The organism is Mycobacterium colombiense CECT 3035, assembly GCF_002105755.1.
Classification (GTDB): domain Bacteria; phylum Actinomycetota; class Actinomycetes; order Mycobacteriales; family Mycobacteriaceae; genus Mycobacterium; species Mycobacterium colombiense.
Genome location: NZ_CP020821.1, coordinates 2,037,964 through 2,053,648, shown reverse-complemented (window position 1 = coordinate 2,053,648; position 15,685 = coordinate 2,037,964). Strand labels below are relative to the sequence as shown.

12 protein-coding genes, 1 tRNA gene and 1 pseudogene are annotated in these 15,685 nt (G+C 69.0%); 6 read left to right on the top strand and 8 right to left on the bottom strand.

Features of this window, described 5'->3' with window-relative positions; genetic code table 11:
* Positions 1–13 precede the first annotated feature (13 nt).
* On the top strand, positions 14–1,240 hold the full coding sequence (locus B9D87_RS09440; RefSeq protein WP_007770295.1) for a PPE family protein: 1,227 nt from the start codon (positions 14–16) through the stop codon (positions 1,238–1,240).
* A gap of 517 nt (positions 1,241–1,757) precedes the next feature.
* A pseudogene (locus tag B9D87_RS27930) lies at positions 1,758–1,917 on the top strand (hypothetical protein); the annotation flags it as partial.
* A gap of 175 nt (positions 1,918–2,092) precedes the next feature.
* Here the strand turns inward: B9D87_RS27930 and B9D87_RS09430 are convergent.
* Positions 2,093–4,084, bottom strand: coding sequence for a TPM domain-containing protein (locus B9D87_RS09430; RefSeq protein ID WP_007770297.1), 1,992 nt, complete (start codon positions 4,082–4,084; stop codon positions 2,093–2,095).
* Positions 4,085–4,228: 144 nt separating this feature from the next.
* On the opposite strand from B9D87_RS09430, the gene B9D87_RS09425 reads away from it, so the two are divergent.
* From B9D87_RS09425 to dnaG, 3 genes are all read left to right on the top strand, one after another.
* The gene (locus B9D87_RS09425) at positions 4,229–5,506 is read left to right on the top strand and encodes a deoxyguanosinetriphosphate triphosphohydrolase (RefSeq protein ID WP_007770298.1); all 1,278 of its coding nucleotides are present in this window, start codon (positions 4,229–4,231) and stop codon (positions 5,504–5,506) included.
* Positions 5,507–5,572: 66 nt separating this feature from the next.
* Positions 5,573–6,190 (top strand): superoxide dismutase[Cu-Zn], encoded by a 618-nt coding sequence (gene sodC, locus B9D87_RS09420; RefSeq protein WP_007770299.1) that lies wholly within the window; start codon positions 5,573–5,575, stop codon positions 6,188–6,190.
* Between the two features lie 29 nt (positions 6,191–6,219).
* Positions 6,220–8,175, top strand: coding sequence for a DNA primase (gene dnaG, locus B9D87_RS09415; RefSeq protein WP_007770300.1), 1,956 nt, complete (start codon positions 6,220–6,222; stop codon positions 8,173–8,175).
* Here the strand turns inward: dnaG and B9D87_RS09410 are convergent.
* Positions 8,159–8,437, bottom strand: a complete 279-nt coding sequence (locus B9D87_RS09410; protein WP_007770301.1) for a hypothetical protein — start codon at positions 8,435–8,437, stop codon at positions 8,159–8,161. The genes dnaG and B9D87_RS09410 overlap by 17 nt on opposite strands.
* A gap of 147 nt (positions 8,438–8,584) precedes the next feature.
* Between B9D87_RS09410 and B9D87_RS09405 the strand changes: the two genes are divergently transcribed.
* Positions 8,585–8,657: transfer RNA gene (locus B9D87_RS09405), tRNA-Asn, on the top strand.
* A gap of 29 nt (positions 8,658–8,686) precedes the next feature.
* Here B9D87_RS09405 and B9D87_RS09400 read toward each other — a convergent pair.
* The 6 genes from B9D87_RS09400 to B9D87_RS09375 form a co-directional block, all read right to left on the bottom strand.
* Positions 8,687–10,072, bottom strand: coding sequence for an NtaA/DmoA family FMN-dependent monooxygenase (locus B9D87_RS09400; RefSeq protein WP_040629732.1), 1,386 nt, complete (start codon positions 10,070–10,072; stop codon positions 8,687–8,689).
* A complete protein-coding gene (locus B9D87_RS09395) occupies positions 10,069–11,193 on the bottom strand; it encodes an LLM class flavin-dependent oxidoreductase (protein ID WP_007770304.1) in 1,125 nt (374 codons plus the stop codon). Before B9D87_RS09395 ends, B9D87_RS09400 begins: the two co-directional genes overlap by 4 nt.
* Positions 11,190–12,305: an LLM class flavin-dependent oxidoreductase gene (locus B9D87_RS09390; RefSeq protein WP_007770306.1), complete on the bottom strand. Its 1,116-nt coding sequence runs from the start codon at positions 12,303–12,305 to the stop codon at positions 11,190–11,192. The genes B9D87_RS09395 and B9D87_RS09390 overlap by 4 nt, the downstream gene beginning before the upstream one ends.
* A 213-nt stretch (positions 12,306–12,518) precedes the next feature.
* Positions 12,519–13,202 carry a serine O-acetyltransferase gene (gene cysE, locus B9D87_RS09385; protein ID WP_007770309.1) on the bottom strand — a complete coding sequence of 228 codons (684 nt, stop codon included), beginning with the start codon at positions 13,200–13,202 and terminating at the stop codon, positions 12,519–12,521.
* A gap of 2 nt (positions 13,203–13,204) precedes the next feature.
* Entirely contained in the window at positions 13,205–14,137 is a 933-nt protein-coding gene (gene cysK / locus B9D87_RS09380; protein ID WP_007770311.1) for a cysteine synthase A, read from the bottom strand.
* On the bottom strand, positions 14,138–15,424 hold the full coding sequence (locus B9D87_RS09375) for a thioester domain-containing protein (RefSeq protein ID WP_007770312.1): 1,287 nt from the start codon (positions 15,422–15,424) through the stop codon (positions 14,138–14,140). It lies immediately after the preceding gene.
* Between the last annotated feature and the right edge of the window lie 261 nt (positions 15,425–15,685).

Here is a 15,685-nt window from a genome sequence, read left to right as displayed (position 1 = left end):
GTTGGGGTTGCAAATGATTCCCGCGTTTGTGTTCTTCCCTCCTGAAATCAACTCGGCCTTGATAATTGGCGGCCCGGGGGCCGGGCCTCTGTTCGAGGCGGCCTCGGCGTGGGATGGACTGGCGGTGGAGCTGTCATCCTCGGCCTCGTCGTTTCACACCACGGTTTCCGATTTGGCCGGTGGCGCCTGGATGGGGCCGTCCTCGATGTCGATGACGGCGGCCGCGGCGCCCTACGTCGAATGGCTGATAATCGCTGCGGCACAAGCGGAAGTGGCGGCCCTGCAGGCCCGGATCGCGGCGCTGGCTTACGAGGGTGCTCTGGTCGCGACGGTGCCGCTGCCGGAGGTGCTGGCCAACCGGGCCCGGCTGCTCGTGCTGATCGCGACGAACTTCTTCGGCATCAACACGGCGGCCATCGCACAGACCGAACTCGAATACGTCGAGATGTGGGCGCAGGATGTGGCGGCGATGCTGGGCTATCACGCCGGGGCTCAATCGATGGCCCAGGCATTGCCGGACTTCAGCGTGCCACCGGCGGCCCTCGGCGGTAGCGCACCGACCGCCGACCTGGCGGGCCTGGCCGGATTGGTGACGGCGCCCCTGAGTTTGGCGTCGCAGTTCTTCCAGGGCCTGTCCTCACTGGGGACCGCGTTCGCCTCCGAGCTGCAGTCGGTGCTGGGGGCGCTCTCGCCCGCCGTCTCGTTGCTTTCGTCGACGCCGGTGGCGACCTTGACGACGGTGGCGCAGGCGGGGATGTACCCGGCGACGGCGCTGATGACGCCCATGGTGACGCTCGCCCAGAGCGCCGGCCCCGCCGGACCCGCCGCGGCGCCGGCGTCGGCACCGACGCTGGCACCGGCGTTGGTCAACGCGGCCAGTGCGCCGCTGAGCGCGCCACACAGTTCGGGCAGCGCGCTGTCCGACCTGCAGCCGTTGGCCGGTGGGGGGTTGGGCGCCTTGGGCGTTGCGACCGCGGGCCTGGGTGGCGCGCGGTTCATCGGGTCGTTGTCGGTGCCCGCCGCGTGGGAAGGGTCGATGCCGGCATACATTGCCACCCCGGCGATGTCGGGTGTGGGCGCCGGGACGCCGGCCGTCGCGGCGGGTACCGGGTCGGGCAGCGGCGTGCCGATGGCCGCGATGCCGGTCGGCGACAAGAAGCCCGAGGGCGAAGACCGCGGAACCCGCGCTCAGGTGGTGAGGTCTCGCCCGAAGGTCGTTCCGCGCAACCGCCCGGGCTAGCGCCCGCGGTGCTGCTGTTGCAGACGTGAATATTGTGCAATGGAGCGTGAATTCAATACTTTCGGTTATGCGGGGCAGGCGCGGCGACACGCGCTGTATCGCGACGCGCGAATTCATTCGATGCGTCTGGTAAAAACTCCCGGCCGCCGCACTCCGTCGGCTGCGGTACCGCCGCGCCCGACTGTCGCGACGCGCCGCGCAACCTCTTCCACTCGTCGGCGTGCCAGCTTGGTGGCAGCGTTAAAGCGTTGCCCACCAACGGAATCGGTTCGGCGATCGCGTCGCACCACGCCTCGAGTCGAGCGCCGGCACGCGACATCGACGACGCGGGGCGCGGCGCGCGGTGGCTGCCGTCGCGGACCCGGCGATGGGCGGCCCGCTGTTGGGCACGTGCCAAAAAACGAAAATTGGCAATTCCCGCAAATTTTCTTCACTTTGTCTTACGATGTGAACCGGTTGGTGTAAATAGATTCGCCACAGCGCCCGAACGCTCTATCGGCTGTGGAAGGGGGCAGGGGTGCTATTGCCTCTCGGTTCGCCGTTGCCGGATGACACGGTGTCGGCAGTTCGAGGTGAGTCCGGCATGCTCGGTGGCCTGTCGGTTCCACTCAAGTGGGGCGTGGTCGTCCCACCGGATGACTACGACCACTGGGCTCCGAAGCCGGACGCCGGTGCCGAAGCTCCCGAAGAAATGGCCGACGTTCCCCGCCCGACGGCCGTTGCCGACGGTGTGTGGACCGGGTGGGACGGCGACACCGTGCCGCGGAGCCCGGGCGTGATACCGCATTCGCCGGCAGCCGGCTGACACCGGAGAAACCCGAAGCAACCGCGATCGCCGGCGTCCGGCGCTGCTCAGAATCGGCCGCCGCCACCCATGAAACCGCCGCCGGACGAACCCGCGCTGCCGCCGAACGAGGTTGGGCTCCAGCCGCCGAATCCGCCCCGCATGCCTCCGCTGAGCACGTTGCCGATGATGATGCCGCCGAGCATCGCGCCCATGTCGCTGCCGCCACGGCCCATGTAGGCGCGCTGCGCCAGCTGCACGTCATCGTTGGCCAGGGCCTGCGCCGTGGCGGCCAGTGTCGACGCCGCATTGGCATGGGCGATCGCCTCGGTCGGAAGCGTCGACCGTTTGTCCTCCGCAGCTTGCAGATGCCGCCTGGCCTCGGCCAGCCGGGTGCGCGCCTCGGGCCCGATGCTGCCCCGGCGCGTGTCGACGTAGTCCGACACCGCGCGCACCCTCGACGTTGCGGTGAACAACGCCTGCTCCATCGACCGGTTCAGCTGCTCGGCGGCGGCCTGCTCCTGGGCCAGCGTGGCCAGCAGCCCGTTGAGGCCGGCGTCGGCCTTGGTCAGCTGACCGAATTCGCCCAGGGGATCGTCGGATGCGCCGGCCCGCGCGCTCTCGACGGCCCTGACGGCCGCGTCGCGTGCCACGACCAGATCGCCGCCATGCGCGGTTTTGGCGCTCGGCGTCTTCTTCAGAAGTTCGTTCGCGCGCTCGATGTCGTTCTGGATGTCGGTCATCGCCGACGGTAGCCGGTCGATGGCGTGCTGAATGTCGCCGGCCGCGTTGTCCACCGCGTCGAGCAACGCCCGTGCCTGGCCCAGCGCCGACTCGGCGGCGCGGACCGCGTCGACCAGACCGGCTTGCTGCCCGCTGACTGCTTGGGCGGCAAGTCCACGGGCGCTGCCGATGTTGCGGTCCGCGAAGGCCAGGCGCTCCTTGGCGGCCGTGACGTTGCCCGACACCGAAGTCAGTGCCACAGCGCTGAAATCCTTGTGCAGCAGGGCAAGTCGCTCCTCGGCCGGCGCGATGCGGCTGGTCAGTTCCACATACTGCTGCGTCAGCGAGTCCAGCCGGGTGGGGGCGTTGATCACCAGATCTCGCAGCTTCTCGAACGCCTCGGTCTGTGACTCCAGTTCGCGGTCGGCGCGCGCCGCCGAGACGATCACCTGGGTGAGCAATTCGCGGCGCTGCGCCGGCGTCTCCGGTGTCTCGTCGTCCAGCTGCTGCCGGATCGTGAATGCTTGGGACAGAGCGGCTTTCGCGTTGGTGACGGCCTGGGTGAACGGCTGGGTGCGGGCTTCACCGAATTCACTGACCGCCAGCTCCAATTCGTTGGCGCTGGTGCGTACGGCGTTGTCGACGTCCACCACCAGCGCGCGGGACAGGTCGTCGAGTGCCTGCGGCGGCACCGCGGCCAGCGCATCGGCGTCGGTGGGGTCGACTCGGCGTGCCGCGGCCAGCGCCGCGGCCCTGCGGCGCTTACCCCGATAGCGCATCACCAGCAACAGGACCGCCAACGAGACAAGAATGCCCGCCAGCACGGCCAGCAGCGCCACCCGGCCGGACGAACCGGGCGAGGCGTCGAGCCCGTTGGCCGCCGCGACGGCGGCGCCGCTCCAATCGCCGTTGTGCAGGGCGGGCTCGATCCTGTTGCGCCGCAAGTTGTCGACCTGGTTTGCGTTGATGCTCTTGATCGTCGAGGGCACCAGGAAGGCGTATTCGCGGCTGGTGGTGCCGACGGCCAGCAACGCGTCGTAGTCGCCCAGGTCGCTGCTGCTGGCGGTGCGTTGTGCCCATCCGGTCGGGGTCTGCCCGGAGAAGTTGTCGACGTAGACCACCCACAGCCGGATGTGGCGGTCGGTGTACAGCTTGTTGAGGGCGGAGCTGACCGCGCTGTGCCCGGAATCCGACAGCGCTCCCGCGGGGTCAGTGATGTAGTCGGCCAACCGGAACGGTGGTTGCGCGCCGGCGGCTGGCGCCAGGAGCAGGCCGCCGCCGAAGCCGACCGTGAGGATCGTCGCGATCGCGGCGATCAGTCGAGCGGTGCAACGCATAGGGCCAATCTAGCCCGGCGACGATGCAGGCCAATAGGCCTGATGAGGGGCCGGGGCGGTCGGACACGGCCTCGCCGCGACACACGCCGGCGGGCCTGAGCCGGGCCGGACTTCGGCGGGCATTCCCTGGCAGACTGTGCGTCGGTGACCAGGAATCAGCACGACCCATACGACGACTTCGACCGTGAGCGACGCGTGGCCGAAGCGCCGAAGACTGCGGGTCTGCCGGGCACCGAGGGCCAGCACCGCACCGACTTCGCCCGCGATCGCGCGCGCGTCCTGCACAGCGCCGCGCTGCGCAGGCTGGCCGACAAGACCCAGGTGGTCGGGCCGCGAGAAGGTGACACGCCGCGCACCCGGCTCACGCACTCGCTCGAGGTCGCCCAGATCGGGCGGGGGATGGCGATCGGGCTGGGCTGCGACCTCGACCTGGTCGAGCTGGCGGGACTGGCCCACGATATCGGCCACCCGCCCTACGGCCACAACGGTGAACGGGCGCTGGATGAGGTCGCGGCGGACTACGGCGGCTTCGAGGGCAACGCCCAGAACTTTCGAATCCTGACCAGTCTGGAGCCCAAAGTCCTTGACGGACAAGGTAATAGCGCGGGACTGAATCTGACTCGCGCGTCGCTGGACGCCGTCACCAAGTATCCGTGGGGCCGCGGCGAAGGACTCGGAAACGGGACGCGCAAGTTCGGGTTCTACGACGACGACCGAGAGCCGGCCGCGTGGGTTCGGGCGGGCGCACCCGAGGGCCGGATGTGCCTGGAGGCGCAGGTCATGGACTGGGCCGACGATGTGGCGTATTCGGTGCACGACGTTGAGGACGGCGTGGTGTCCCAGCGCATCGACCTGCGGGTGCTCGCCGACGACGACGAGGCCGCCGCGTTGGCCAAACTGGGCGAGACCGAGTTCTCCCGGGTGCGGGCCGACGACTTCATGGCGGCCGCGCGGCGGCTCGCCGCCCTGCCGGTGGTCGCCGCCGTCGGCAAGTACGACGCCACGCTCGCCGCTTCGGTCGCGCTGAAGCGGTTGACCAGTGAGCTGGTCGGCAGGTTCGCCTCGGCGGCCATTGCCACCACCCGCGCGGCGGCGGGACCCGGGCCGCTGGTGCGCTACCGGGCCGAGTTGCAGGTTCCCGACCTGGTGCGTGCCGAGGTCGCCTTGCTGAAAATACTGGCGCTGCAATTCATCATGTCCGATCCGCGGCATCAGGAGACCCAGGCCGGGCAGCGCGAACGCATCCACCGGGTCGCGCACTGGTTGTATGCCGGGGCACCCCGAACGCTCGATCCGGTCTTTGCTGCGGCCTTCAACACCGCGGCCGACGACGGCGCGAGGTGGCGGGTCATCGTCGATCAGATCGCCTCGTTCACCGAGGGGCGGCTCGAACGGATCGACGTCCGCCAGGCCGCTCCGTAGTCGCGGCGGGCATCAAGTCGTGCGGTCCGGGAATCGGCGGGGCCGCCGCGAGTTAGGCTGCCCGACATGAAGAAATTCAGCGGCTCGCCCTTTGTGGCCTCCTTCTTGATGGGACTGCCCGTCGTCGCCATGACTGCCTGCAGTTCACCGCAGCATGCGAGCACCCAGCCGGGCACCACCCCGCCGGTGAAGAGTGCCGCTCCGACGTCGTCCGGCGAGACCACCACCCCGGCACCGGCGGGCGGCTCGCTCAGCGCGGAACTGAAGACACCCGATGGTCGCTCCGCGGCCACCGCGACCTTCGACTTCACCGGCGGCTACGTGACCGTCACCGTGAAGACGACGGCGCCCGGCATCCTCACGCCCGGCATCCACGGCCTGCACGTGCACGAGATCGGCAAGTGCGAGCCGAACTCGGTGGCTCCCACCGGCGGCGCACCGGGCAACTTCCTGTCCGCCGGCGGCCACTACCAGGCGCCCGGCCACACCGGTAAGCCGGAAAGCGGCGACCTGACGTCGCTTGAGGTCCGTCAGGACGGCTCGGCGTACCTGGTCACCACGACCGATTCGTTCAACCGCGACGAGCTGCTGGCGGGCAACAAGACCGCGCTGATGCTGCACGGCGCCCAGGACACCGAGAACGCGATGGACCGGGTCGCCTGCGGCGTCATCGGTACCGGCTAGCTTTCGCCGTCGCGCCTTAGACTGAGCCGATGTCCAGCCCGGCAGGTTCACGCGCGGAGGGCGACGGCCGTGCCCGGGGGCGCGGCCGGATTCCCGACCGCGACATCGCGGCCATCCGCGAGCGGGTGCGCATCGACGAAGTCATCGGCGATTACGTCCAATTGCGGCGTGCCGGCGCCGATTCGCTCAAGGGCCTGTGTCCGTTCCACGACGAGAAGTCGCCGTCGTTTCACGTCCGCCCCAATCACGGCCACTTCCACTGCTTCGGCTGTGGTGAGGGCGGCGACGTGTACGCCTTCATCCAGAAGATCGAACACGTCAGCTTCGTCGAGGCGGTCGAACTGCTCGCCGACCGGATCGGGCACACCATCAACTACTCCGGCCCGGCGACCAGCGTGCAGCGCGACCGCGGGAGCCGCAGCCGGCTCGTCGCGGCCAACGCCGCCGCGGCGGAGTTCTACGCGGCGGCGTTGGAATCCGCCGAGGCCGCACCGGCCCGCCAGTACCTGACCGAGCGGAACTTCGACGCCGAGGCGGCCCGTCGTTTCGGTTGTGGCTTCGCGCCCTCGGGCTGGGATTCGTTGACCAAGCACTTGGTGCGCAAGGGTTTTGAGTTCAAGGAGCTGGAGGCGGCCGGCCTGTCGCGGCAGGGGCGGCGCGGACCGATGGACCGGTTCCATCGCCGATTGCTCTGGCCCATCCGGAGTTCGGCCGGCGAGGTGATCGGTTTCGGCGCCCGGCGGCTGTTCGATGACGATCCGATGGAAGCCAAGTACATCAACACCCCCGAGACGCTGCTGTACAAGAAGTCCAACGTGATGTTCGGCATCGACTTGGCCAAACGCGACATCGCCAAGGGGCATCAGGCGGTCGTCGTCGAGGGCTACACCGACGTGATGGCGATGCACCTGAGCGGGGTCACCACCGCCGTCGCCTCGTGCGGCACCGCGTTCGGCGACGAGCACCTGTCGATGCTGCGCCGACTGATGATGGACGACAGCTTCTTTCGCGGCGAACTGATCTACGTTTTCGACGGTGACGCGGCCGGGCGGGCCGCCGCCCTCAAGGCCTTCGGCGGCGAGCAGAACCTGGCGGGGCAGTCGTTCGTGGCCGTCGCGCCGGACGGCATGGACCCGTGCGATCTACGGCTGAAGTCCGGCGACGGGGCGCTGCGCGACTTGGTGGCGCGGCGAACCCCGCTGTTCGAATTCGCGATCCGTTCGGCGCTCGCGGAGATGGACCTGGACAGCGCCGAGGGCCGCGTCGCCGCGCTGCGCCGCTGCGTGCCGATGGTGAGCCAGATCAAGGACCCGACGCTGCGCGACGAGTACGCCCGGCAGCTGGCCGGGTGGGTCGGCTGGGACGACGTCGCCCAGGTGATCGACCGGGTGCGCAGCCAGGCCAAGAGCTCCCACACCCAGGCCCGCGGCGGTTCCCCGCCCAAGGCTGCCCGCCGCGCGGCCGAGTCGGCGCCCGCCGCTACCCAGGCCACCGCCGGCCGTCCGGACCCGCGTGACCCCACCCTGTGGCCACAGCGGGAGGCGCTCAAGGCGGCCCTGCAGTACCCGGCGTTCGCGGGCCCGGTGTTCGACACCCTGACCGTCGAGAGCTTCACCCATCCCGGGTACGCGGCCATCCGCGCGGCGATCGAGACCGCCGGGGGGACATCGAGCGGGATCAGCGGCGCGCAGTGGATCGAGGCGGTGCGTGACCAGGCCTCCTCGCCCCTGACGGCCGGGCTGGCCAGCGAGCTGGGTGTGGAGGCCATCCAGGTCGACGAGGAGAAGCTGCCGCGCTACATCGGCGGCGTCCTGGCCCGGCTGCAAGAGGTGTGGATGGGCCGGCAGATCGCCGAGGTGAAGTCGAAGCTGCAGCGCATGTCGCCGATCGAGCAGGGCGACGAGTATCACGCCCTATTCGGCGACCTGGTGGCGATGGAGTCCTACCGGCGCAGCCTGTTGGAGCAGGCTAGCGGCGACGATTAGACGGCGCGAGCGCGTCGTCGGCCGAACCTTCGACGTCGCGCTCCATGATGGCCGTGCGGTCGTCGATCTCCGTCAGCGTGACGAAACCGGCGTCGGGGGAGATCCGATTGGCGACCTTGCGGCGTCCCCCCTCGATCATCGACTTGGCCACCGGACTGCTGGTCAGCGCGCGATACGTGCCGACGAGCTGCTCGTATCGGCGACGCCCGGCCTTCGAGCCCAGCACGTAACCCAGTCCCAGCACCACGACATACCGGATCAAAACGTTCCTCCCGACTATCGATGGCTCCATCCTGCCTCACCGCCCGGGGTGCACGCGCGCTCGGCTACGCCGCGCTTGCGATCGCCACTGGTCCGCAGTTGGGTGCGGTCGTGCCAGTACGCTAGAGTCGTCCCGCGATCGGGTTAGTCCCCTGTAGCTCAATTGGCAGAGCATTCGGCTGTTAACCGAAGGGTTCCTGGTTCGAGTCCAGGCGGGGGAGCAACGTCCACTGTGCCGCTCTGCCGGCTCTCATTGACCAATCGCGATGCCGGCCGAATTTGCCGTCCACCCCGGCGTGGGTGACAGACCCAGATGCTCGCGCAGGGTGTGTCCGCGGTATTCGGTGCGGAAGCTACCGCGCTCCTGCAGCAGCGGCACCACCTTGTCGACGAACTCGTCGAGGCCGTGCGGCGTCAGGTGCGGCACCAGGATGAAGCCGTCGCAGGCATCCGCCTGCACGTAGCGGTCGATCTCCTCGGCGACCTGCTGCGGAGTCCCGACGAACTGCTGGCGGCTGGTCACCTCGATGATCAGCTCCCGGATCGACAGGCTTTCGGTCTCCGCTCGGGCCCGCCAGGTTGCGGCGACCGTCTTGGGGTCGCCGTGCCGGACCCGCCCGCGCGTGATGTCCGGGTTCTCGACGGGGTCGACGTCGGGCAGCGGCCCGTCGGGGTCGTAGGCCGAGAGGTCCAGGCCCCACACCTGTTCGAGGAAAGCGATCGCGGTCGGGCCGCTGACCTGCTGCTCGCGGATGTGGCGGGCGTTGTCCTGCGCCTCGGCGGGGGTGTCACCCAGCGCGAACGTCGCGCCGGGCAGCACCTTGAGCTGGCCGGGGTCCCGCCCGTAGGCGGCGGCGCGGCCCTTCACGTCGGCGTAGTAGCGCTGGCCCGCCTCGAGCGACCCGTGCAGCGTGAACAGCGCATCGGCGTGCCGGGCGCCGAAGTCGCGGCCGTCGTCGGAGTCGCCGGCCTGCAGCAGCACCGGGTGGCCCTGCGGCCCCGCGGGCAGCGAGGCGACGCCGCGGACGCCGAATTGTGGGCCGCGGTGCTCGACGACGCCGATGCGGGCCGGATCGGCATAGATTCCGGCGTCGACGTCGGCCACCACGGCGTCGGCCTCCCAGCTGTCCCAGAACTTCCGCGCCACCGTGATGAACTCCTCGGCGCGGTGATAACGGTCGGCGTGCGCGAGAAAGCCGCCGCGGCGGAAGTTCTCGCCCGTGAACGCGTCCGAGGAGGTGACCATGTTCCAGGCCGCGCGCCCGTCGGACAGGTGGTCCAGCGTCGCGAATTGCCTTGCCACCTCGTAGGGTTCGTTAAACGTGGTGTTGATGGTGCCGGCCAGGCCGAGCCGGTCGGTGACCGCGGCGAGCGCGGCCAGCACGGTGAAGGTGTCGGGCCTGCCGACGACGTCGAGGTCGTGGATCTTGCCGCGGTGCTCACGCAGCCGCAGCCCCTCGGCCAGAAAGAAGAAGTCGAACAACCCCCGCTCGGCCGTCTTGGCAAGGTGCACAAACGATTCGAATGCGATCTGGCTGCCCGCGCTGGGATCCGACCACACCGTGGTGTTGTTCACCCCGGGGAAGTGGGCGCCCAGATGTATCTGCTTGCGGCGGGCCGCTTCTCGAACGCTCATCCGGTCAGCCCCCATCGCTTGGCGATCAGTTCATGTGAGCGCAGCCGGTCGGCGTGCCGGTGCGTCACGGAGGTGATTACCAGTTCGTCGGCATCGGTGGCCCGGCGCAGCAGCTCGAGCCGGTCGGCCACCTCGTCCGGATTTCCGACGAATTGCGTTGCGGTGCGGTCGGCCACCAGCGCCTGCTCCTCGTCGGTCAACGGCTCGCAGAAGTCGGGGTCCGGGTAGGGGACCGCGCCGTGGCCGCTGCGGATGGAGTGCACCCAGCGGCCGTAACCGGTCGCGAGGTGGCGCGCGGTCGCGCTGTCCTCGGCCACCACGACGTCGGCCGACACCACCACGTACGGCTCGGAGAGCCGGGCCGACGGCCGAAACGCGTTGCGGTAGGCGGCGATCGCGTCGAGCGCCGTGCCCGGCGTGATGTGGTAGCTGGCGACGAACGGCAGCCCGCGCGCGCCGGCCACCTCGGCGCTTTGTCCCCTGGTGCTGCCGAAGACCCACGGTGTCAACTGGGCGTGCTCGCCCGGAACGGCGTGCAGCTCATGGCCGTTGACGGTGTAGGTGCCGTCCAGCATCGCCTCGATGTCGGCCAGCTGCTCGGCGAAGTCTGGGGCTTGCGCACACGGTTGGGCGAGCGCCGACGCCTGAGCCCGGATCCTGTCGCTTTTCATCAGCGGCGTCTGGTCGAAGGGCGCGGGGACGACGACGCCGGCCACCTCACGCCACGGTGTGGGCGCGCGTTCGGGTGCGGCGGCCGGAGGCGACGCGGCCGCCTCTCGACGCCGCTGCCCGGACCGGCCCAGCCCCATGTCGATGCGGCCCGGGTAGAGCGCGTCGAGGATGCCGAAGCTTTCCACCACGGCGAGCGCCGTCGTGTGGCCGATCTGCACCGCGGCCGACCCGACGTGGATTCGCTCTGTGGCCGCGGCGATTTGGCCGATCAGCGTCACCGGTGACGAGCTGGCCACCGCGACGAAGTGGTGTTCGGCGAGCCAGTAGCGCCGGTAGCCCCAGCGCTCGGCATGCTGGGCCAGGTCGATCGTGTTGCGCAGTGCCGTCGCGGCGTCGCTGCCCGCGCTGATGGGCGCGAGGTCGAGGATCGACAGGGGAGTGACGGTCATGACGGCACCGCCGCGTACCGATTCGGTGCGGGCGCCAGGCCGAGGCGTTCGCGCAGCGTCTCGCCGTCGCGGTAGCCGGTACGGAATCGCCCGGCGCGCTGCAGTCGCGGCACCAGCTCGTCGACGATGGCGGGCAGGTCGACGGCGTTGATCGCGGGCCGCAGCCGCACGCCGTCGACTCCGGCGTCCTGCCAGCCGAGCAGCAGATCTGCCAGATCGTCTGCGGTGCCGGTGAATACGTGCGCATCGGAGGCGATGGCCGCCGCCGGTGCGAGCGGATCGTCGGCCAGCGACACCACCAGGTCCGCATAGACTCCGATCTCGCGGCCCGCCGCGCGACGGGCGTGGCCGACATCGGCCAGGATCGCACGCAGCGAGCCCTCGTCGTGCGCGGTGACGAACACCAGGTCGGCGTTGGTCGCGGCGAATTCGTAGTTGCCGTGGGCCAGCGCCGCCACCACCGGCTGGCCCTGCGGTGGCCGCGGGGTGATCGAGGGTCCCTTGACCGAGAAGTGCTCGCCGGCGAAGTCGATGTAGTGCAGCTTGTCGCGGTCGATGTAGCGACCGGTCGCAACGTCGCGGATGACGGCGTCGTCCTCCCAGCTGTCCCACAGCCGGCGCACCACCTCCACCGCGTCGGCGGCTTCGTCGAACAGTTCGTCGGCACCGGGGGCGGGCCGCCGGCCGAACAGCGCCGCTTCGTGCGCGGTCGGGCTCACCCGCACCTGCCAGCCGGCCCGGCCGTGCGAGATATGGTCAAGCGTCGCAATAGCTTTCGAGATGTGGAACGGCTCGGTGTGGGTGACGGTGGCAACGGGAATCAGGCCGATGTGCTTGGTGACCGGTGCGATCCGGGCGGCCACCAGCGTGGCGTCGGCACGCCCGGCCAGGCGCCGGGGGGAGATTTCGGCCCGGCGGCCCGGCTGCACGTCCAGGCTGTCGTCGACGGTCAGGAAATCCAGCAGCCCGCGCTCGGCGATGCCCGCCAGCGTCGCCCAGTAGCGACCGCTGAGCTGCCCGCCACCGGTCGCGTTGCGCGCGAACGCGTATCGCCAGGCGTGCGGGTGCCAACCGTAGCCGTCCAGACCCACCGCCAGATGCAGCTCGGTCATGATCGTTCCCCGAAATTGTCGCGGTCGCGGGTTGTGGTCATAACCCACTGTGCAACGCTGCGGATGGCGATGCATTCCGTCACCGGGTTAAGTTCAGCGTGAGTAATACTTCGCCGAGCTCACCCCCGTGCGAGGCGCCGGTGGGGATTCTGTGCAGCGTGGCCGATACCGGCGATCAGGCGTGTTGAGCTGGGCTCCACGGCCTTTCACCGCTCAGATGGAGAAGTCCTCGCCGTGCCAGACTCCGGCCTCGGGAGGCCTGATGACGTGATTGCTCTGGGCGCCGTCCGCGCGGGCTTCGAGTCGGGTCACCCGGGTCAGCAGCGATTGCAGGCTGACGCCGACGAGGTCGGGCATCATCGAGTCGTCCGGGCTGCCGGGCCGGCTGCGGCTGATGACCTGCCCGGGCACCCCGACGACCACCGAGCACGACGGAACCTCTTTGACCACAACGGCATTCGCGCCGATGCGGCTGTCGTCACCGATCTTGATCGCGCCCAGAATCTTCGCCCCGGCGCCGATCGTCACCCGATCACCGATGGTGGGATGGCGTTTTCCGGTGTCCCTGCCGCTGCCGCCGAGGGTGACGCCGTGATAAAGGGTCACGTCCTCACCCACCTCGGCGGTCTCCCCGATCACCACACCAGTCGCGTGGTCGATGAACAGACCGGGGCCGAGCACGGCACCGGGATGGATCTCGACGCCGGTCAGCATCCGGGTGATTTCGGCGGTGATACGCGCGACCAGCCTGGCGCCGCGCTGCCACAGCCAGTGGTTGATGCGGTGACCCCAGATGGCATGCACGCCCGGGTAGGCGAAGATCACCTGCAAAGTGGTGGGAACGGCCGGATCGCGCTCCCTGGCCGCTCGGATGTCGCGTCGGATGGTTTCGAGCATGGTTAATCGGCCAGATCGGCGAACAACGGCGTGCTGAGGTACCGCTCGCCGAAGTCGGGCAGCACCACGACGACGAGTTTTCCGGCGTTCTCGGGCCGGCGGGCCACCTGCAGGGCGGCGACCACCGCCGCCCCCGAGGAGATGCCGACCAGCAGTCCCTCTTCGGCGGCCAGCCGCCGCGCCAGGGTGATGGATTCCTCATTACCGACCGCGATCACCTCGTCGACCAGGTCCATCGCGAGCACCGGCGGGACGAACCCGGCGCCGAGGCCCTGGATGGGGTGCGGTCCCTTCTGTCCGCCGGACAGCACCGGCGACGCGGCCGGCTCGACGGCGATGAATTGTGCCGACGGCTTGCGCTCCTTGATCACCTGAGCGACGCCGGTGATGGTGCCGCCGGTGCCCACGCCGGCGACGAAGATGTCGACCTTGCCGTCGGTGTCGCGCCACACTTCTTCGGCGGTGGTGGCGCGGTGGATCGCGGGGTTGGCCTTGTTCTCGAATTGCTGTGGCACGAAATACCGTTGGTCGCTCTTGGCCAGTTCCTCGGCCTTGGCGATTGCGCCCGGCATGCCGTCCGGACCGGGCGTCAGAACGATCTCGGCGCCCAACGCGCGCAACAACATTCGCCGCTCGATGCTCATGGTCTCCGGCATGGTCAGCACGCAACGGTAGCCGCGGGCCGCCGCCACCAGCGCCAGGGCGATGCCGGTGTTGCCGCTGGTGGGCTCGAGGATGATGGTGTCCGGTTTGATCAGGCCCGCCTGCTCGGCCGCGTCGATCATCGCGACCCCGATACGGTCCTTGACACTGTTGCCCGGGTTGAAGAATTCCAGCTTGGCGACGACGTCGGCGACCGCACCTTCGGTGACCCGGTTCAGCCGGACCAGCGGGGTGTTACCGATCAATTCCGTGACGTTCTCCGCGATGCTCATCTACCTATTGTCTCCAACGACGTAGGACCAGGCCTGTGCCTGCCAGCTAATATCGAACTCTATGTTCATCTCGGTGGGGATGGCTAGCGCTACGGGGGTAAAGCGTTGCGACGCTTCATCCAGCGCGACCCCGGTGAGCACGCGTCCATGCAGATCGCCAACGGTTTTCGCGGTCAGCGTTATTCCCGAACTTCCGGACGCCTGACGCACGTAGAAATCCGCGCCGGGTTCGATCGCGCCGCCGACGGCGAAGCCGTCCGCGTCGACGAGTTCGTGACCGTCGTTCGCGCTGAGTATCAGCGGGATTCGCACCTGAAACGGGCCGATGAGCCCCGAGTCCGCGGCGGCGTGGTGATCGACCAGCAGGGCTTCCTCGGTCTCGTAAGCGGCCTTTCGCGCCTGGGCGAGCAGGTAGTTGTACAGATGCACGACCTTGTCGGCGTTGCGGTAGTGGCGCGCACCCGTGAGCCGAAAGCTGACGTGCCCGATCGTCGCAGTGCCCGTCTCGGATCGCGCGACCAACCGATAGTAACGGTACCCGCGCCCGCCGCGGCCGTGACTGCTTGACGACAGCGTGCTGCCCTCGCCCAGCGTGCGCTGATAACGGCCCTCGCCGGGGCCCACGTTCAGCTGCGAGCCGGAAACATCATGCCAGTCAACGCGATTGGCTGACTTCTGCAACCCCACAGTGGCTTGTCCGTTCGAGGCGGTCCAGACCGAATAGCCGCCGAGCTGTGGTGCACCGTCGAACTCGAACGTGATCACCGGTCCGGCGGACCGGTCTACCGCAACGGGCACGTTGAGCGGCCGGGTGTCCAACGCCATGCCATTGGTGAAGAACCAGATCGCGGCCTGCGTGGCCGCGATCGCCTCGTGTTCGTTGATGTTGGCCGGTCCCAGCGGATAACCGGCCTCGCGCACCTGCCGGCTCAGTTCGGCGGTGGAGCGGATAGGAAAAGAATGCCGCAGGATCCAGTCGACCTTGGCTTCGTGGCCAGACGTGCGCAGATGCGGCAGCGCGGACCAGGTGTCGACGCGGTAGCGCGACGGGTGTTGCGGTGCGATGCCGGTGATATCCAGCGAGTAGGCGCGCACGTTCGGGTTGAGCCTGATCAGGTCGGTGCGCGCCCAGCTGCCATCGGTGAACACAACCCGGTCGACGGTGTGGGAATACGTCCCACCCCGGTATCGGGTCATGCGGTTGAGCGCGGTGGCCGGTCGGACCACGGAACGCCGGCGGGTTGCCACCGGTGCCAGCGCACGGCTGGGCTCGGACAGAATCGTCATGGGTCGTTGTCTTCCTGCAAGGCTTGCCACGGGCCCGCGTCTGCACGCCGCCGGGCAATGACCCGGCGATACCGCCCGGAAATGGGCTAGCGCGGGGATTTCTACAGCGTCAGAGGGCTAGCGGAAATCAACAACAACAACAGCAACAACAGTCGACGCAGCGCGACGGGACAGAGCGCAGCTGTACGGGGTGTTGCATGTCCCCACTATAGGGCATCGGCGCTTTTCGCTCGTTTCGCTCAGCCCGGCTGTAAACCTTCT